The sequence below is a fragment of the Nitrospiria bacterium genome (assembly GCA_035498035.1).
GTDB lineage: Bacteria > Nitrospirota > Nitrospiria > JACQBZ01 > JACQBZ01 > JACQBZ01.
The window spans coordinates 1-18,955 of record DATKAN010000009.1 but is presented as its reverse complement, the minus strand read 5'-3'; the positions used below and the strand labels follow the sequence as shown (position 1 = coordinate 18,955).

The following is an 18,955-nucleotide window of genomic DNA, read 5'->3' as shown; positions in this document are numbered from 1 at the left end:
TCCGAATTAAACGCATGACCGGTTAAGTTGTGCTTATTGAAGCGTAAACCCCTGGCCCGTCAGAAACGCTTCCAGATCGGCGGGGGCCAGAAGTGTACCGGCCGCCAGGTTCAGGTCGTGAATCGCCTGGGCCAGATCGGTATCTAATATTGCCGTTCCTCCGATAAGGCTGTTGGCGCAGACCATCCCCCCATCGGCGGCGCTCAGTGCGTTGCCGATCTGCATCACGACGGTTGGAGTAATCAGATTGATCTGGATGACATCCGGGGTCGCGCCTTGAATCTGGGAAAGGGCGAATACCGACCGGGCGGTCGAAATGATTGCCGCATGGAAAGCCGCGTTGGAATCGTAGGCAAACGGCGCCGGATTGCAGCTTCCGGTCGGGGGCAGATTCAGATCCGTCAAATAGGAAAGGGCCTGGGCCGTGTCGGCATCCCAGGTGGCCGAGGCGTGGGGGACCACGTCATCCGCGATGGCCTTGAAGAGGTTGAATTGATCCACGGACTGTCCGGAGGCGATAAAATCCGCCGCGATCCGTATCAGCGTCGTGGCGCTGAAGCCGGCGCGGCAGGCATATGCCGCGGAAATATTGATTCGTGCCTTGACATCGTTGGGATCGTGGTCGTAGACCTCGGTAAAGTTATTGATCGCGGCCTGGCAGTCCCCTTGATCGAGCGCCGCCTGCCCGTCTTGAGTCTTGGCCTGAATCGAACTGTCGTCCGCCAGGCCACCGAGCACATTATTGTTATCTCCGCAGCCTGAAAACCAAAGCGCCATCAGCCCCGCCATCGCAACAAACCGCATTTCAAATACGCGCATCGCGATTCCCTCCCCGTCAGCCGTGAGCCGGACCCCTATGATTTCATGCCATTGAGTATAGCACAGGATTCCCTCGGGCCTCGTTATGGAGATTGATCCAAGTGGAGGAGGTAATTCCATGACGGCGAAGGCGGGATAGAATTATTGATCTATTGAATGTGACCGGCCCGATCAACTCCGACAAAGGCGGCCACCTTCACCGTATGCCAATGGTACGCCGACGGCAGTTTAAGCGGGTCAACTTCCATCTGAACGGATGGCCTTTTGGGGTGGGGCCGGTCACCAAATTTCAAAATTTAATCAATAAATATCTCGAATTCCGATTTTTTACGAGACCGACCTCAAAAATCTCAAGCCTTATTCCCGTTATTCCAGTCCATAAGTTTTTCCATTGAAATAAATTCCGTTTATTTTCTGGACGATTATATACCCACAGATTACCGAATGGTCAATCCGGGCAAAGGGAGGGGGTGCTCCCCCCGAAAGGAGGGTCGGTACAATTCAAAATGAGTCGAATCGCAGGCGCAATCCTCACCCCGGATGCAGGGTGGATTATCTTAGGCGAAGGTTGCTTAAAATTGAAAATCCTACTATACTGGGGTCGGTTTTCCCGAAAAGGCGAGTTACCTGTTTTTATCCGCTTATGATCCTGATGGGATTCAGACCGGGTAAATTATTATGCTTGATAAAAATAAGGATATAGGAGGACCAACCGATGATTCGGGGGCTCGTGTGTCATCCCCGGCGGCAGGAACATATTCTCAGAGCCGACCGGCGGAAGAATTATTAAGTGCGAGCGAAAAAAGACTCCGGTCACAGAACGATGTCCTTGTCAAGCTGACAAGGGAATGTTCCTTGAAATCCCGCGATCTTGGGTCCGGCCTGAGGAAAATCACCGAGGCGGCCGCTCGGATCCTTGACGTCGAGCGGGTCGGCGTGTGGCTGTACAATGACGATCACTCGAAGATTTGCTGCGCGGACCTCTATGAGCGGAACACCGGGAAACATTCGGAGGGAGCGGAGCTGAGCGCCGAAGCCTACCCCGCTTACTTCACGGCGCTGGAAAGCGCGCGGACCATTGCGGCGCATGATGCCCGGACCGATCCCCAAACCAAGGAATTCTCCACCTCCTACCTATTTCCCCTCGGTATCACCTCCATGCTGGACGCGCCCATCCGCCTCGACGGCCAAACCGTCGGGGTCATCTGTCACGAACATATCGGACCCTCGCGCCGGTGGGCCCCGGACGAACAGAATTTCGCCGGTACCCTGGGGGATATTGTTTCCAGGGTGATGGAAGAACACAAGCGCAAGAAAGCGGAGGAGGAACTCGAAAAGTCTTATTCCCTTCTCCGCGCAACGCTCGAATCAACCGCCGACGCCATCCTCGTGGTGGACCTCGAGAGAAAAATTGTTACCTATAATCAAAAATTCTTGGAAATGTGGCAATTGCCCGAATCCATTATTGCTTCTCAGGATGCCAATCAAGGGCTGGAATTTGCCATGAAGCAGGTCAAAGATCCTGAAGGATTTTTGACAAGAGTGAAGACTCTGCATAATCAATCGGAAGCCGAGAGCTTCGACGTCCTGGAATTTAAGGACGGAAGGGTCTTTGAGCGTTATTCGCAGCCGCAGCGGATCGGCGGAAAGAGCGTCGGAAGAGTTTGGAGTTTCCGGGATATCACCGAACGCAGGCGGGCAGAGGAGGCCTTGCGCAAAAACGAGGCGCTGTTGCATGAGGCCGTGCGTGCCTCCCGGACCGGCATCTTTGTTCACGACCACCTCCTCGAATCCCATTACTGGTCACCCGAGCAACGGGAAATTCACGGGTGGTCCCCGGATGAACCCGTGAGCCTCCCCCGATTCCTTGATTGCCTCCATCCGGAAGACCGCGAGCGAATCACGGCGGCCGCCCATGGCGCTCACGATCCGGCGGGAGACGGCCGATTTGACGTGGAATTTCGAATCATACGTCGAGACGGCGCCGTCCGGTGGCTTACCACGCGATCGCAAACTTTTTTTGCCGAGGTGGGGGGCGTGCGCCGCCCGGTGCGCACCGTCGGCGCCTCAATGGACGTCACCGAGCACAAGCAGGCCGAGGAGGCGCTTCGGGAGTCGAGCCAATTCAACCATCAGGTCATCGCCAACGCCCGGGAGGGTATCATCGTCTACGATCGCGACCTTCGGTACCTGGTCTGGAATTCCTTCATGGAGGAATTAAGCGGACTTCGGGCCGAAAAGATGTTGGGAAAATGCCCCCGGGATTTGCCGTCTCTGTTATTAGAGGCACACGGAAAACACATGATAAACGAAAAAACCGTGGAGCAAATGGAGGCCAGTCTCCGGAGGGCGATGACCGGCGAGACCTTTTCGTATCTGGATGTCCCCTACGTGATCAAGCAAACCGGCATGACGGGCTGGTCCTCCGTCCGCTACGGCCCGTTCCGCAACGCACAGGGCAAGATCGTGGGCGCCATCGCAACCATCAGGGACGTCACCGAGCAGAAGCGGGCCGAAGAGGAACTGCGAAGGTCGGAACGAAGGTATCGGACCCTCGTAGAAGCCTCTCCGGACGTGATTATGAATATCGACCGCCAGGGGACGATTTTATTTATCAATCATACCCTACCCCAATATACGGTTGAGGGCGTTATCGGGACCAATGTGACCGATTATATCCCGCCCGGCCAGGCCGCCGTATACAGGGAAAAAATCGAAAAGCTTTTCGAGACCGGAGAGCCGCAGTCCATTGTGTTGGACTCCGTGGGCCCGACCCGATGGCAAAGCAACCTGGTTCCGATCATTCAGGAGGGAAAAATCGAAACCGCCCTGATCATCGCCTCCGACATCACCGAGCGGGACCGTGCCGCGATGGAACTTGAAAAATCGGTTTCGCTTCTTCGCGCAACGCTTGAATCAACCGCCGACGGCATCCTCGTGGTCGACCGCGATGGAATGATGGTGAGTTATAATCAAAAGTTTGTCGAGATTTGGCAACTGCCCGACTCTATAATCGCGTTGAGGGATGCCAAAATAGCGCGGGCCGTTTCCAAGAATCTACTCAACGACCCGGAAGGATTTATTAAGCGATTGAATGAATTGTACGACGATCCGGATGCGACGGGCTACGACATCCTGGAATTTAAAGACGGCCGGATCGTTGAGCGCTATTCGCAGCCACAACGGATCGGAGGGTCAAGCGTCGGAAGGGTGTGGAGTTTTCGTGACGTCACCGAGCGGGTGCGGGCCGAAATAGCGCTGCGCAAGGCTCTCGACGGGATGGAAATACGCGTTGAGCAAAGAACCGCCCAGCTATCAAATGCCAATACAGTATTAAAGCAACAGGTCTCCGAGCGTAAACGGGCGGAAAAGGCCCTCCAGGACGCGCTCAAGAAACTCCAACAGCTTTCCCACCATGTCCTCCAAATCCAGGAAAACGAATATCAATTCATTTCGCGTGAATTACACGACAACATCGCACAATCGATCAACGCCGTGAGAATGGGGCTGGAAAGACTCGATCGAGACCGGGCCTCGGGACTTCGGGAATTACGTCAGGAAATCCGTGCCGCTGTGGACCAGTTAAAGAAAATCTCGCAAGAGGTTCGCAAGTTATCCAAGCAAAAGCGGCCTGAAATTCTGGACGAGCTCGGGTTGACCGCCACACTGGAATCCTATATCAAGGACTTTCAAAAGTTGACGGGCATTCAGATGAAATTCGTCAACCATACAACCGATAAGGTGCTCCCGTCCAACGTGGCCACCCATCTCTATCGGATGGTCCAGGAATCCCTAAATAATATAGCCCAACATGCCCGCGCCACCCATGCCGTCGTCGGATTGGAAGAAACCGGCAAAGAGCTTCACCTCTCGATCAAGGATAACGGGATTGGATTCTCCCTGGATCAATCCGCAAAAGAAGGGAAAGGGCTCCATGGAATCGGGTTGATCAGCATTCAAGAGCGGGCCAACCTTCTTAAAGGGACCCTGAAAATTATGTCGAGCCCGGGCAAGGGGACCGAAATCTCCGTGAAAGTTCCGAGGGCGGAATGAGTCCGATAGGGTTAGTGGATCAGGCCCGGCCGGGACGGAACGCGAATCCCATTAAAGTTTTTCTGGTGGATGATCATCAAGTCCTCCTGGATGGGCTGGTCCGGTTGATCCACAATCATCCTTCCATAAAGGTCGTGGGAACGGCCCGGGACGGACGAGCGGCGTTAAGAGAAATACCGGCTCTCAGGCCGGATGTCGTCCTGATGGATATTTCGATGCCCAACCTCAATGGGATCGAGGCCACGCGAATCATCTCGCAGTCCAGCCCGGAAACGAAGATCCTGATCCTGAGCATGCATGATAATGACGAATTTCTGAGAAGGGTCTTGAAGGCCGGAGCGAGCGGTTATCTTTTAAAAGATGCAACCGCCGATGAGCTCTTCCTGGCGATTGAGGAAGCCCATCAAGGCAATTCCTATTTGAGCCCCTCTCTTTCGCGTAAACTCATCAAGGAGTACCTTGGAACCCCGGAGGGCGCGCCGGCCGAAACCGTTGAACAGCCCCTGACGGGGAGGGAACGGGAGGTTTTACAGCTCCTGTCCGAGGGAAATTCCAATGAAACGATCGCAACATCCCTTCACCTGAGTCCGTCCACCGTCGCAACCCATCGCAAGAAAATCATGAAAAAACTGAACGTTCACCGGATTACCGATCTGGTCAGATACGCGATTCGACACGGAATCATCCAATCCTGATCCTTTAATCCGAAAAATTAATTCACCATATCTTGTTCCTGTTTAAAAAATACCCTAAAGAGAGTAGTGTAATTCGAAATGCCGCGACGACCTAGGGGGCGGGGGCTGAAGAACGGGCCTTGAGGGTCTCTTTCAGTCCATTCCTCCGATAGGTTCGAACGAACGCTTCGACCACTTTTTCGTCCAATTGAGTCCCCGCCAACTTTTGGATCTCGTCCAGTGCCGTTTGAACGGAAAGCCCCTTCCGATAGGGGCGGTTCGTGGTCATGGCATCGAAACAATCCGCCACGCCGATGATCCGTGCGATCAGCGGGATCTGATGGCCTTTTAATCCGCTGGGGTAGCCGGTCCCGTCATATTTCTCATGATGGTGCATGATGCCAGGGACAATCTTGCGCAACTGTTTGACGCGGTCGACGATTTTTGGGCCGATGGTCGTGTGCCCTTCCATCCTCAGGCGTTCGGCCTCCTCAAGCTTGCCCGGTTTTAATAGAATACGGTCCTCGATTCCAATCTTTCCGATGTCGTGGAGCAGCGAGGCCAGCCTCAGATTTTCCATTTCCAAATCCGAGAGAGCCAAAACCTTACCCATGGCCATCGAGTAAGCCAAGACCCGCCGTGTATGCCCCGCCGTGTAGGGATCCTTCGCTTCGATCGCATCGGCCAGGGCCTCGGCCGTGCCGAAAAAGGTCTCCTGCAACTCCTTATAGAGATTTGCGTTGTCTATGGCGACCGCCACCTGGTCGGCCAAGCTCTGAAACTCCTCGAGATCCCATTTGGAAAAGGGCTGGGGCCCCGATTTATTTATCGCCTGCAATACCCCGACGATCCTGCCCTTGATCTTGATCGGAACGCAGATCATGTTGCGTGTCTTGAACAAACTCTTCTCTTCGACTTTCCAACTGAAACGCGGATCCTTCCGCACGTCCGCCACGATCACCGGTTCTCCCGTTTTGGCCACCCAGCCGGCTATCCCCTCCCCCACCTTCAGGCGGACTTCCTTGACCCGCTCTCCACGCTTCCCCAGTTCGACTTCGAAATACAATTCACGGGTCGCCTCATCAATGAGAAGAAGGGATCCCACTTCGGCCTCCATCAAACGGGTGGCCGCCTCCATCGCCCGTCGTTTGACTTCTTTCTCATCCAGCGTCGAATTGAGCAGTTGGCTGATCTCCTTCAGGGTCTTGAGTTTCCGGACCTTGTTGTCGTATTTTTTAAACAACCGGGTGTTCTCGATCACCGTGGCGACCTGGGCCGCGAGCGCTTCCAGAAGACGGAGATCCTCACGCTGAAAGGACCGCCGGTCCTTTTTATTTAAAACTTCAACGACGCCCAACACGCGCCGCGCGATCTTGAGAGGAACGCAGAGCCTGTTCTGCGGCCCCGCCCCGACTCCCTGGCCGAATACCTTCCTGATTGGCCCATCCTGTTCCACGTCGAGTGTAAAATAGCTACGACCGGTTCGTAGGACCCAACCCGCGATGCCTTCCCCCGCCGGGATACGCCTTCCGACCAGACCCTCCGAACCCTTACCCTTGCACGCCGCGACGATGAGATCCTTCGTCACCTCGTCCAAAAGCAGGATCGAGCCGGCCCTCGTCCGCGTGAGTTTCAGGATCACGCCGAGGTAGTGGTCGTAAAGACGATCGAGCGATCGAGCCTCCAGAGCTATTCGGCTTACCCCTTGGAGCACTTCCCGCTTGGCCCGTTCCAGCGTGAGCTCTCTTTTGAGCCTCAATACGGCACCGGTTTGATCCGTGCTCCGCCGTCCTTTGGAGGATCGTTTTGTGATCATGATTTCATCTGCGCAAGATTGGAACGGCCGTGCTTCAGGAGGGCCTCGGGGTCAAGGCCTGTTTCAAGCGTTTCACAAATTCCGAAACAACGGAGGGGAGCTCGGGGTTTTCTAAATGCTGTTCCACCAAGCGGACGATCGCGCTGCCCACGATCACCCCGTCCGCCAGTTTTCCCAGAGCCCTGGCCTGCTCCGGGGTAGTAATTCCGAACCCGATCGCCACTGGATTATCCGTCATTCGTCGTATGAGCTTCAGGCGGGCCCGGACTTCCGACAGGTCTTTCAGCGAAGCGCCCGTGATGCCGGTTAAGGAGACGTAATAGAGAAAACCCTGTGTCTGTTCGGACAGGAAGCGGAGACGCTTGATCGGTGTGGTGGGCGCGGACAATAAAATCCAATTTAACCCGCTCCTCCGGCTCTCCTCCGACACGGTCCGGCCTTCCTCGGGAGGAAGATCCGGAATGATCACCCCGTCCACGCCGGCGGTCTCTGCCTGCTTGAAAAATTTCCCGACACCGAACTTATGAATCGGGTTGTAGTAGGTCATTAGGACAACAGGAATATTACTTTTTTTACGAATATCATCGACTAACTTTAAGATATCCTTTAAGGATGTTTTCCTTTGCAGGGCCCGCTGACCGGCCTTCTGGATCACGGGGCCGTCCGCAATCGGGTCGGAAAAAGGGACGCCCAGCTCGATGATGTCGGCGCCGGCCCGGTCCATCGCCAGCACCAATTCCTCCGTTCTTTCAAGATAAGGATCGCCGGCCATGATGTACGGAATGAGCGCCTTCTCCTCCTTGGCTCGTAGGCCTGCAAAGACCTTCCCAATTCTAGACATAATGCATGCTCTCGCTCGCCGACGCCCGTTGTTTCATGGCCACGGTTATAGTTTCACCCCCCGGAGTTTTGCCACCTGCATGACGACTATCATAGGGGCTTGCGTCGCCCCCTCCACCGGCCCAGCCGGATGGAGCCTCCCCCTCACACACGCTTACACCCGCTGTTTCATGGCCACGGTTATAGTTTCACCCCCCGGAGTTTTGCCACCTGCATGACGTCCTTGTCGCCCCGGCCGGAGAGATTGAGCACGATGATCTGGTTTCGCCTGAGGCGGGGGGCCAGTTTCACGACGTGGGCCACCGCATGGGCCGATTCGAGCGCCGGCATGATCCCCTCCACCTGGCTCAGGAGGTCGAACGCAGCCAGGGCCTCCTGGTCCGTGGCGTTCGTGAATCGGATCCGACCCCGGTCGTGATAGTAACTGTGCTCCGGTCCGACCGCGGCGTAGTCCAGCCCGGCTGAAACGGAGTGCGTCAGGCGAATCTGACCGTCGTCGTCCTGGAGAAGATAAGTCATCGTGCCGTGAAGAACCCCCACGGAACCGTCCGCGAAGCGCGCGGCGTGTTTTCCGCTCTCGATCCCGTGGCCGCCGGCCTCCACCCCGATCATTTGCACCGTCCGGTCGTTTAAAAAAGGATAAAACAGCCCCATGGCGTTGCTGCCTCCCCCCACGCAGGCCACCAGATAGTCGGGAAGACGACCCTCCGCTTTCCGGATTTGTCGGCGGGCTTCCAGCCCGATCACCTTCTGAAAATCACGGATCATCACTGGAAAAGGGTGCGGACCGAGTACCGAGCCGAGAATATAATGGGTGCTGCGCACGTTCGTGGTCCAATCCCGCATCGCCTCGTTGATGGCATCCTTAAGCGTCCGGCTTCCGGAATCGACCGGCGACACCTTCGCCCCCATCAGGCGCATCCGGTAGACATTGAGGGATTGACGCTCCATGTCTTCGGTGCCCATGTACACTTCGCACTCAAGCCCGAAAACGGCCGCGACCGTCGCCACGGCCACGCCATGCTGGCCGGCACCGGTTTCGGCGATGACCCGTCGCTTGCCCATGCGCTTGGCCAGGAAGGCCTGCCCGATCGTGTTGTTGATCTTGTGGGCTCCCGTATGACACAGATCCTCGCGTTTTAAATAGATCTTGGCTCCGCCAAATTTTCGGGTCAAGCCCCGGGCAAAATAAAGCGGGGTGGGTCGGCCGGCAAATTCATTAAGAAATTTATTAAGATTATCCTGGAACTCCTTATCATTTTTGGATAATTGATAATATTTATCAAGTTCGTTAAGCGCCGGGATCAACGTCTCCGGGGCAAACCTACCCCCATAAATACCGAAGTGGCCGCTCGAATCGGGTTGTGTCGTCATGTCTGTTTGGCGATTTCGATGAATCGCTTAAGTTTTGTTATGTCTTTCTTTCCCACGCGCTCTTCCACACCGCTGCTGACATCTACGCCGTAGGGCCGGACTTGCTCGATTGCCGCCCCGATGTTCTCCGGCGTCAGACCGCCGGCCAGGATGATTTTCCCGAATTTTTTGGCATCGACAGCCAGATTCCAATCAAAGATTTCGCCCGTTCCCCCGAGCTGTCCGTCGCGAAACGTGTCCAGCACAAAGGCCCTGACCTTGTAAGGAATCATTCGATTGAGACTGAATTTGTCGCGAACCCGGATCGCCTTGATGACCCGGTTGCCCAAACGCCGGCAGAGATCCGCCGGCTCGTCTCCTTGAAGCTGGATCAGATCGAGTCCGCATTCGTTGACCGTCGACAGGATTTCTCTTTCCTCCGCGTTGGCAAAGACCCCGACCGTCGTGACGAACGGGGGGAGCTGCGCGATGATGTTCTTCACCGTCTTCAGATCCGTATAACGGGGGCTGCTCCGGTACAGGACGAAGCCCACCGCATCCGCTCCGAGCTCCGCGGCGGCCAGCGCGTCATGGACGTTCATGATCCCGCAAATCTTGACCCGCATCCCCGTCCGCCTATTCTTTCCCGAAAAGTTCCCGAATCTTGGCCCGAATGTCGGGACTCTTCATGAAGGTCTCCCCGATCAGGACGGCATCCACCTCGGCCTCGAATAAGCGCTCGACGTCCTTTCGTTGAACGATCCCGCTCTCGCTCACCACAACCCGGTCCTCCGGGATTTTGCGAATCAAGCGGAACGTGGTCTCCAGGTCGGTTTTAAACGTGGCCAGATCGCGGTTGTTGATTCCGATCACACGGGCGTCCGCCTGCAAGGCGCGCTCGAGCTCCGCCTCGGTATGGACCTCCACCAGACTGTCCATGCCGAGGTCCCCCGCGAGGGCCTGGTAATCCTTCAAAGGGCCGTCGTCCAGAATCGCCGCTATGAGCAAAACCGCGTCGGCATCAAAGGCCCGCGCTTCATAGACCTGGTACTCGTCGATCAAAAAATCCTTCCGGAGCAACGGACGCTGCACGACGGCGCGGACCTGGACGAGATAGTTCAAGGAGCCTTGAAAGAAGCGCTCCTCCGTAAGCACCGACAGGGCTGCCGCCCCCTCCTCCTCGTAGATCGTCGCGATTTCCACCGGATCGAAGGCCTTCCGAAGCAGGCCCTGGGAGGGAGAGGCCCGTTTCAACTCGGCGATCAGTGACAGGCCCGAATTCTGTGAGAGGGATCCCGTAAAAGTCCGCGGGGATTCCCGGTCTTTGATGCGGCGCTTGAGATCGGCCAGCGGCCGGTTGAGTTTGGCACTCCTAACCGTCTCTTGAGTCGAGATCAATATTTCTTCCAAAAAGGTCATGGTCCCTGAACGGGTCACCGGTTTGTCATCGCGCGGAGGCGTCTCAGTTTCTCCAGGGCCGCTCCGCTGTCGATCGATTCCGCCGCCAGGTGAACCCCGTCCTGGAGGGTGCGCGCCTTTCCGGCGGCGACGATGGCCGGCGCGGCGTTGAGGAGAACCACGTCCCGTTTCGGTCCTTTTTGGCCGCCGAGAACATCCAGGACAATCCGCGCGTTTTGATCCGGCGTTCCGCCGATGAGATCCTTCACGCGGGCCGTTGGAAGATTAAAATCTCCCGGTTCGATGTGATAGCACTTGACCTTCCCTTCTTTCCCCTCGCAGATCTTGGACTTCGCCGTGATCGTGATTTCATCCAACCCGTCCATCCCGTTCACACAGAAACAATGAAGCGATCCGAGGTTCATCAGGACCTGGGCCATCAGATCGCTCAGGTTCGGATCGTACACCCCCAGGACCTGGATGGAGGCCCGGGCCGGATTGGTCAGCGGACCCAGGATGTTAAACAGGGTCCGTATCCCGATCTCCTGGCGCGGCCCGATGGCATGCTTCATCGCGCCGTGGTAGAGCGGGGCGAACAGGAACCCGATGCCGATCGTGTTGAGACATTCCTCGACGCTCTCGGGGGGATAGTCAATTTTCACCTCCAGGGCCTTGAGCACATCGGCGCTGCCGCAACTGCTCGATACGGAACGATTGCCGTGCTTGGCGACCGTGATCCCGGTCCCGGCGACGACAAAGGCCGTGGTGGTCGATATATTGAACGTGCTCATCCGATCCCCGCCGGTGCCGCAGGTATCGACGACAAAGGGGTCGTTCACGTGGATCCGGACGGCCTTCTCGCGCATGACCCGGGCCGAGCCGGTGATTTCCTCGACCGTCTCGCCCTTCATCCGGAGGGCCGTTAGGTAGGCCGCGATCTGGGAAGCGGTGGCCTGGCCCTCCATGATTTCGTGCATCACGGCCTCGGCCTCGGCCTCGGTCAGGTTGACCTCGTCCGCTACTTTTGCAATCGCTTCCTTAATCATGTTACCCCGTTACCCGGAAACAAACTTTACCATATTTCAGACCGAATTGGTACCGCGCATCCCCTTTATTTCGGGCCGGTGGGTTCGGCCGAGTTCGATCGCAGGCCGTAAATATAAAGCGCGATGACCAAGGCCAGGATGATCCCGATGCTCACGAGCGCGTCAAGCAGGTATTGATTGAAGCGGGTCTCGGAGATATCCCCCCGGAGGGTCATTTCGGCGCCGATCGTCAAAAGCCGCCGGACGGCCGCAATGATGCCGACATGAAGGAAGGGCTCCAGACTGATCGTTCGGCTCTTGAGAAAGTTAATGACGGTCCGAAAGAGCTCAAGTAGGATGACCACCAAAAGAAGGTCGTTCATCAAAACCAGGGTCGCGCGCGAAGGCCCCTCGGTCATCTTGAGGACAAATTCGAGCCAGCCGTAGAAAAATACCACCATCCCTAATATCAGAAAACTGAGTCCGGCCGCGATGTAGCCGTATTTTTCCAACCGCTCCATGAAACGGAGCTGTCGCAATTCTGCTTCACTCGGACTCATCGGCTTTTCCCCTATATCTTCAGAAAGTTTCTCAAAAGATCCATCCCCGCCTTGGTCAGGATGGATTCCGGGTGAAACTGCACCCCTTCAACCGGATAATTCAAATGCCGAAGGCCCATGATTTCTCCCTCCCGGGTTTCGGCCGAAACCTGCAATACGGGAGGGAGGGTCTCCCGCCTCACGATCAGTGAATGATACCGGGTCGCCTCGAAAGGGTTCGGAAGCGATTTGAAAATCGTCTTTCCATCGTGGTGAATCATCGAGGTTTTACCGTGCATCAAGCGGGGGGCCCTCACCACCTCGCCGCCGAAGGCCTCTCCGATCGCCTGGTGACCGAGACAGACTCCCAGGATCGGAAGGCGGCCGGCGAACTGTTTGATGAGCTCGATCGAGACGCCGGCTTCCTTCGGGGTGCAGGGTCCGGGGGAGATCACGATCCGCTCGGGCCGGAGCTCGGCGATCTCGTCCAGCGTGATCCGATCGTTGCGGTAAACGCGCACGTCCTGGTCCAGTTCCCCGAAATATTGGACCAAGTTGTACGTGAAGGAGTCGTAGTTGTCGATCATCAACAGCATATTTTTTATAGGGGGTCGCGTCGCCCTGTCCCCATCTCTTGCCGTGCGTGGGAGCCCACCCCGCCTCCCGCCGGGCCGGCCTTTCGGGTCTCTGATTTATTCTAAACCGTGTCGGGCCTTTTCGATCGCGGCCAGCATCGCCTTGGCCTTGTTCACCGTTTCCTGATATTCGCGTCCGGGATCGGAGTCGGCCACGATCCCGGCCCCGGCCTGAATATAGGCCCGCCCGTCCTTGATCACGATCGTACGGATGTTGATGCATGTGTCCATATTTCCGGAGAAACTGAAGTAACCCACGGCGCCGGCGTACGGACCGCGGCCGGTCGGTTCCAATTCCTCGATAATTTCCATGGCCCGGATCTTGGGCGCTCCCGAAACGGTCCCGGCGGGAAAGCCGGCCCGCATCACATCGTAAACGTCCTGGTCTTTCCGGAGCCGGCCTTCGATTTGCGAGACGAGATGCATGACATGGGAATACCGTTCGACCGCCATCAATTTCTCCACATGCACCTTTCCGACCTCGGAGACGCGCCCCACATCATTGCGTCCCAGATCCACCAGCATGATATGTTCCGCCCGTTCCTTTTGATCGTTCAGCAACTCCCGCTCCTGCGCCTGGTCCTCCTCCTCATTCCGACCGCGCGGCCGGGTGCCGGCGATCGGTCGCAGTTCGATTTTGCGATCCTCGCACCGGACGAGCACCTCCGGCGAGGATCCGACCAGCTCGATGCCGTCCAACTGGAGATAGTACATGTACGGCGACGGGTTGATGACCCGAAGAGCCCGATAAATATCGAAGGGCTCGGACCCCGCCTCGGTCTCAAAACGCTGGGAGAGCACGACTTGGAAAATGTCACCCGAACGGATGTACTCCTTGGCCTGCCGCACCATCTTCTGAAAGGCCGGCGAGCTCATGTTTGAGGTGATATTCACTTCCGAAGACTTCCCGCGGGGACGCCGCCGTTCCTTGGGAAAGCGACCCGGCTTCCTTAATCGAGCGATAATGGCCTCGATCTTGTCCACCGCCTCGCGGTAGGCCCGGCGCGCCGCATCGGGTCCCCTCCGCTCTCCGCCGGTCAGATGAACGTTCGAAACCACCTTGATCGTCTGCGCCACATTATCGAAGATCAAAAGCGTGTCGGTAACCATCAGAGACATCACCGGCAGGTCCAGACGATCGCGATTTAGATCGGGAAGCCGTTCGATGCTTCGGATCAAATCGTAGCCAAGATACCCGACGGCGCCCCCAAAGAACCGCGGGACCCCTTCCACTTCCACCGGCTGATAGTCGGCCATAATCTCTTTGAGCGTTTCCAGGGGGTCCGTCTTGACCGGAAGACGGTCCACCCGCTTAGGGCGGATCAAGGCCAACTCATCGAGCGACCCCTTGATGACCAGCGACGGACGACTTCCCAGAAAGGAGTATCTCGCCCATTTTTCCCCGCCCTCCACGCTTTCCAGGAGAAAGCCATAGCGCTCATCACGGATTTTGAGAAAGGCGGACACGGGCGTTTCCAGATCGGCCAGGATCTCCCGATAGACCGGAATCAGATTCCCCTTCCCGGACTTGCGGATAAATTCATCCAACGAAGGATGATACGCCGCTTCGCGCGGGATTGTTTTCATCGATATTCGTTTCATTCCGTCGACTCGTGAATTTTTGACGTTATCACGCGGGAGCGGAAAAGTCAATCGATCTCATGGAAGAGATTTGAATAATCAGCGGGTTAGGAGGCGGTCGACTCGCGATTGATCATGTAATAGCCGATCAGTTGATCAATTCGTTCCACGAGTTTGGTCGGATTGGAATCGCTTCCCTTATTGACGTAGCTCGCCGGGCTGAACAGGGCCATCTGTCGCTTCAAATTCTCATCGCATTTATGGGCGGAGAAAAATAAAATCGGAACTTTGGCCGTCTTGTATTTCTCTTCGATCGCGCGCATCATCCGCGCGGCCGTGACCCCATCCATGACCGGCATCTCCAGATCGAGAATCACCAAATCCACGGCCTGTTTTTCGGTCAACCTTTTCGTGAACAATGTGATGAATTCCTGACCGTTCCTGGCCGAAATGACCGATCGCGCCAGTTTTTTCTCGAGCATCGCTCCCTTGAGAAGGTCCCGCGTCAGCTCCGAATCATCGGCCGTCATAATGCAAGCGGCCGCATAGCCTCCTTCCTCCACCGCGACGTCCAAAACAAATCCGCAGTAAACGCAGGTGGTCTCCAGCTTTCCATCCCGCTGTACTTTGTTGAGGGGCACCTGCTCCCCGCAACAGAGGCAATACTTGTTTTCATCTGCCATAAAATGAACCTACCACACCCAATCCCGCCTGTCAATAAAACCGGAGGCCGCGCACGATCTCCTTGACGGGCCTTGGAGGGAATGTTATAAGAACGAAGCGGGGGAAATCAACCCCCATCCTTATCGAGGTCCAAACATGAAAGAATGGCTGGGCAGGCCCGGGTTTTTACCGGCTCACGGCACGCTGGGGGCGGATCTGAGTTTTCTCATGGCCATGGCGTTCACGCTCCTGTTCATGGTCGGATGGAGAATGGGAAGAAATAAACAGGGGGACCGACATCACGTCCTGACCCTCTGGGCCATGGTCAGCATGCTGGCTTATTTTTCGCTTTACTATCTGGCGCGCAGTCTGGGGGCCCTGGCCACCGAAGGGAAGGAAGGTTTCGGAGGACCGGACTGGGTTTATCACTTCATCTTCACGCCTCTGCTCACCCTTCATATTCTGGTGGTAAGCACCGGTCTCGTTCTCGCGGTCTATATGATCGTGCTGGGATTTCGCGTCGCCGTGCGGAAGAGCGGACGCCGGGTCTTGCGGCCCGGACCCTTGTCGATCAGCCGAAGCGCTTTTTATAAAACGCTCGGCGGCGCGTTTATCCTCTTCGCCGTCGCGGGATTGATCCGCTGGCACAGCATCGCACGTCTCATCGTCTACATCTCGGGTTTTTTACTGGTGGCCTTTGTGCTTTTGATCGAAAAAGGGATCGAGCGCCTGATTCCCGACGGAGAGCGGCGCCATCGAATGATCGGAACGTTTACGATGGTGCTTTTCCTCATTGCCCTCTGCACCAGCACCATCACCTATGCGATGCTCTACGTGATCTGGCCGCCCAAAGGGGCCGGTTGATCCCCTCCTTCGATCTCAACGAAATCGCTTCAGGGTCACCTTGACCCCGTGTTTGGCGAAATTTTTTTCATAGGATTCAAACTGGGATCTCAAGGCGTTCACGGTCGAGACGTAACCGTAATTGATGATTTCCAGGCGGGCCGCCAGATTGATGACGTTGTACAAGAACATCAAGGCGTCGGAGGGATCGGGTTGAATCAGAAGAAAGTCCTTGTCGGGATGTTCAGCCTGATACCGCTTCAGGCCGAGATAGATCCGGGTGCCCGTGCTGATTCGGTTGCCCTGATCAAAGATGTACGACATCCCCTTTTCCTTTAATCCGCCGCAATACCCGTACAAGGTGGGCAGGCAGACCTTTGTCCGGTCGTTGACGATGTGAACGATGGGGTTGATTACGATCACCAGAGACGCGCCGTGATTGATGGCGATGTCCATGTAGGCGACGCGGCCGACGCCTCCGTCGATATAGTCCCGTCCCTTGATGTGGACCGGTTGGAAGACGATCGGAACGGCCGACGAGGCCGTGACGGCCTGGGAAATCGGCACATCGGCGAATTCGCCCTCGCCGAAAACGTCGTAGCGGCCCAGATCCACGTCAATCGCCGGAATGTACAGCTCTCCCTTCAGCTTTCGGAAATCGTTCGTGTAGCCGGGCTGGGACAGGAACGATCCGAGGTATTCGTCAAAATTGCGAAGGGTGAAGATTCCGGAGGGGAGATATTCCTCGAAAAGATGGACCAGGTCGATCATGGAAAACCACTTCCGGTTCCGCCACAGATAACTCATCATCGGGCCCAGCGACCGGACCAGTTTTCTGAACAGCTGCCAGGTTTCCTGATAGCCGAAGCTGTAGATATTGCTGCTCTTGAAATTGAACGGGCTGTCTTTATTTTCCCGGATCGCCTCAAAGATTTCGATGGGTTTGACTTGATTGGCGATCAGGGCGGCCACGCCCGCCCCGGCGCTCGTGCCGACGTAGATATCAAAGTCATTGACGCTGAACCCGTCGTCAAAGAACTCGTCCAGGGCGGAGAGGCAGCCGATTTCATACATCCACCCCGGAAAGCCTCCCCCGGCCAGCAGCAGGGCGGTCTTCCCTTCCCGGGCGGATGCCCGCGATGGGCCAAGACCGGTCTTATCGTTCACAGGGACTCCATCCGTCACGCTTCCTTGAATCGGGCCGGACGCTTCTCCAGAAACGCCTTGACGCCCTCCTTCATATCGGCCGTCTCGCAAAGCGAACCGAACAATTTCGATTCCAATTCCAATCCGGAGTCCAGGGACCGCGTCTGTCCTTCCATGACGGCCCTCAGCGCCGCACGCACCGCCGCTTGACCCATCCCGGCGATTTTTTTGGCCACCGCGCGCGCCCGATTCACGACTTCGGAATCCGGAACCACCTCATTGACCAGCCCGATCTCCCGGGCCTCTTCGGCCTTGATTCGATCGCCCGTCAGGATCAGTTCCAGCGCCTTGGCGGTCCCCACCAGTCGGGGCAAGCGCTGGGTTCCGCCGAAACCGGGCATGATCCCGAGGGTGATTTCGGGAAGGCCCAGCCGGACGCGGTCCCCCGCGATCCGGAGGTGGCAGGCCATCGCCAATTCCAACCCCCCGCCCAGGCAAAATAGGCCGTTCAGGGCGGCAAGAACGGGTTTGTTCAAGCGCTCGATCCGATCCAGGATCGCCTGGCCGCGCGCGGTGAGCCGGCGACCGCGATCCTCGGTATCAATTTCGGCAATTTCTTTTATATCGGCCCCGGCCGCGAATATCTTGCCGGCCCCCGTGATCACGACCGCTTTGGCCTCGGTCTTTCCTCCCAACGTCTCGACGGCCTGGTCCAGTTCCTCCAGGAGGGCGTTGCTCAGGGCATTGGCCGGAGGGTTGTTCAGCGTCAGGGTCGCCACACCGTCTTCAATTTGATATACGATCAAAGTCCGCGGCATGGCGTCTCCTAATAGCCGAAGAATCCCCGTCCGGACTTCAGACCGGTATATCCCGCCCCAACCATCCGCTTGATGATCGGCGCGGGCCAGAAACGCGGACCGAGCTCGGCGGCGTAGCGCTGAAGCTCTTTTAGGAGCACATCGAGCCCCACCTGATCGGCATAATGAAGCGGGCCTCCCTTCTCGCGCGGAAAGCCCGTCCCGAGGACCATGGCGAGGTCCAGATCGCCGGCCGTGGCCGTTCCCTCTTGAAGGCAGATCGCGGCCTCGTTGATCATCAGGAGAAGCAGCCGTTCGGGAGCAAACCCCGTTCCGACGATTCCGGTGTCCTTCCGGACCTTTTGAAGGATCTTGTTCATGGCCTCGTCTTTTTCCCCGTCGTAGCGATAAACCCCCGCGCCGCTCTTTCGGCCGAAACGCTTCTCCTGAACCATCTCGGGCAAAATCCCCGCCACGGCCATGCGGGGACCGTAGGCGTCGTAGAGGATATTCGAAACTTTTTCGGCGATATCGATGCCGATCATGTCCAACAGGGTGAAGGGACCCATCGGCATGCCAAAGGCCTTCATCGCCTCATCAATATCGTTGGCCGGTGCCGCCCCTTCCTGGAGGGCGAGCGCGGCCTCGTTCAAGTAGGGCATGAGCAGCCGGTTCACGACAAAGCCGGGGCATTCCCGGACGCGGATCGGCGTCTTCCCAAGCCGCTCGGAAAGCCCGACAACGGCCTGGACGATCTCCGGGGAGGTATCCAG

17 protein-coding genes are annotated in these 18,955 nt (G+C 56.9%); 3 read left to right on the top strand and 14 right to left on the bottom strand.

Annotated features, from left to right (window positions below):
• Window positions 1-33 precede the first annotated feature (33 nt).
• Window positions 34-819, bottom strand: a complete 786-nt coding sequence (locus tag VMN77_00975; GenBank protein HTN42351.1) for a hypothetical protein — start codon at window positions 817-819, stop codon at window positions 34-36.
• Between the two features lie 855 nt (window positions 820-1,674).
• Here VMN77_00975 and VMN77_00970 point away from each other — a divergent pair.
• Together VMN77_00970 and VMN77_00965 are read left to right on the top strand one after the other, a co-directional pair.
• Entirely contained in the window at window positions 1,675-4,872 is a 3,198-nt protein-coding gene (locus VMN77_00970; GenBank protein HTN42350.1) for a PAS domain S-box protein, read from the top strand.
• Complete coding sequence (locus VMN77_00965) at window positions 4,869-5,567, top strand: response regulator transcription factor (GenBank protein HTN42349.1); 699 nt, start codon at window positions 4,869-4,871, stop codon at window positions 5,565-5,567. Before VMN77_00970 ends, VMN77_00965 begins: the two co-directional genes overlap by 4 nt.
• A gap of 91 nt (window positions 5,568-5,658) precedes the next feature.
• Here VMN77_00965 and VMN77_00960 read toward each other — a convergent pair whose 3' ends face one another.
• The 10 genes from VMN77_00960 to VMN77_00915 all read right to left on the bottom strand — a co-directional run bounded on the left by VMN77_00960 (window position 5,659) and on the right by VMN77_00915 (window position 15,416).
• Window positions 5,659-7,362 carry an HD domain-containing phosphohydrolase gene (locus VMN77_00960; GenBank protein HTN42348.1) on the bottom strand — a complete coding sequence of 568 codons (1,704 nt, stop codon included), beginning with the start codon at window positions 7,360-7,362 and terminating at the stop codon, window positions 5,659-5,661.
• A gap of 34 nt (window positions 7,363-7,396) precedes the next feature.
• Window positions 7,397-8,203 carry a tryptophan synthase subunit alpha gene (gene trpA / locus VMN77_00955; protein ID HTN42347.1) on the bottom strand — a complete coding sequence of 269 codons (807 nt, stop codon included), beginning with the start codon at window positions 8,201-8,203 and terminating at the stop codon, window positions 7,397-7,399.
• A gap of 179 nt (window positions 8,204-8,382) precedes the next feature.
• The gene (gene trpB / locus VMN77_00950; protein ID HTN42346.1) at window positions 8,383-9,576 is read right to left on the bottom strand and encodes a tryptophan synthase subunit beta; all 1,194 of its coding nucleotides are present in this window, start codon (window positions 9,574-9,576) and stop codon (window positions 8,383-8,385) included.
• Entirely contained in the window at window positions 9,573-10,181 is a 609-nt protein-coding gene (locus tag VMN77_00945; protein HTN42345.1) for a phosphoribosylanthranilate isomerase, read from the bottom strand. The genes trpB and VMN77_00945 overlap by 4 nt, the downstream gene beginning before the upstream one ends.
• A gap of 10 nt (window positions 10,182-10,191) precedes the next feature.
• Window positions 10,192-10,974, bottom strand: a complete 783-nt coding sequence (trpC, locus tag VMN77_00940; protein ID HTN42344.1) for an indole-3-glycerol phosphate synthase TrpC — start codon at window positions 10,972-10,974, stop codon at window positions 10,192-10,194.
• Between the two features lie 14 nt (window positions 10,975-10,988).
• Entirely contained in the window at window positions 10,989-11,999 is a 1,011-nt protein-coding gene (trpD, locus tag VMN77_00935) for an anthranilate phosphoribosyltransferase (protein ID HTN42343.1), read from the bottom strand.
• 65 nt (window positions 12,000-12,064) lie between these two features.
• Window positions 12,065-12,538 carry a phosphate-starvation-inducible PsiE family protein gene (locus VMN77_00930; GenBank protein ID HTN42342.1) on the bottom strand — a complete coding sequence of 158 codons (474 nt, stop codon included), beginning with the start codon at window positions 12,536-12,538 and terminating at the stop codon, window positions 12,065-12,067.
• Between the two features lie 11 nt (window positions 12,539-12,549).
• Window positions 12,550-13,113, bottom strand: a complete 564-nt coding sequence (locus VMN77_00925; GenBank protein HTN42341.1) for an aminodeoxychorismate/anthranilate synthase component II — start codon at window positions 13,111-13,113, stop codon at window positions 12,550-12,552.
• Between the two features lie 96 nt (window positions 13,114-13,209).
• The gene (trpE, locus tag VMN77_00920; protein ID HTN42340.1) at window positions 13,210-14,754 is read right to left on the bottom strand and encodes an anthranilate synthase component I; all 1,545 of its coding nucleotides are present in this window, start codon (window positions 14,752-14,754) and stop codon (window positions 13,210-13,212) included.
• An 86-nt stretch (window positions 14,755-14,840) separates the two neighbouring features.
• Window positions 14,841-15,416, bottom strand: a complete 576-nt coding sequence (locus VMN77_00915; GenBank protein HTN42339.1) for a response regulator — start codon at window positions 15,414-15,416, stop codon at window positions 14,841-14,843.
• 136 nt (window positions 15,417-15,552) lie between these two features.
• On the opposite strand from VMN77_00915, the gene VMN77_00910 reads away from it, so the two are divergent.
• Window positions 15,553-16,260: a DUF420 domain-containing protein gene (locus tag VMN77_00910; protein ID HTN42338.1), complete on the top strand. Its 708-nt coding sequence runs from the start codon at window positions 15,553-15,555 to the stop codon at window positions 16,258-16,260.
• 15 nt (window positions 16,261-16,275) lie between these two features.
• Here the strand turns inward: VMN77_00910 and VMN77_00905 are convergent, their stop codons facing one another.
• The 3 genes from VMN77_00905 to VMN77_00895 all read right to left on the bottom strand — a co-directional run.
• The gene (locus VMN77_00905; protein ID HTN42337.1) at window positions 16,276-17,406 is read right to left on the bottom strand and encodes a patatin-like phospholipase family protein; all 1,131 of its coding nucleotides are present in this window, start codon (window positions 17,404-17,406) and stop codon (window positions 16,276-16,278) included.
• 14 nt (window positions 17,407-17,420) lie between these two features.
• Window positions 17,421-18,203: an enoyl-CoA hydratase-related protein gene (locus VMN77_00900; GenBank protein HTN42336.1), complete on the bottom strand. Its 783-nt coding sequence runs from the start codon at window positions 18,201-18,203 to the stop codon at window positions 17,421-17,423.
• An 8-nt stretch (window positions 18,204-18,211) separates the two neighbouring features.
• The coding region (locus VMN77_00895; protein ID HTN42335.1) for a 3-hydroxyacyl-CoA dehydrogenase family protein at window positions 18,212-18,955 on the bottom strand (744 nt) is incomplete at its 5' end.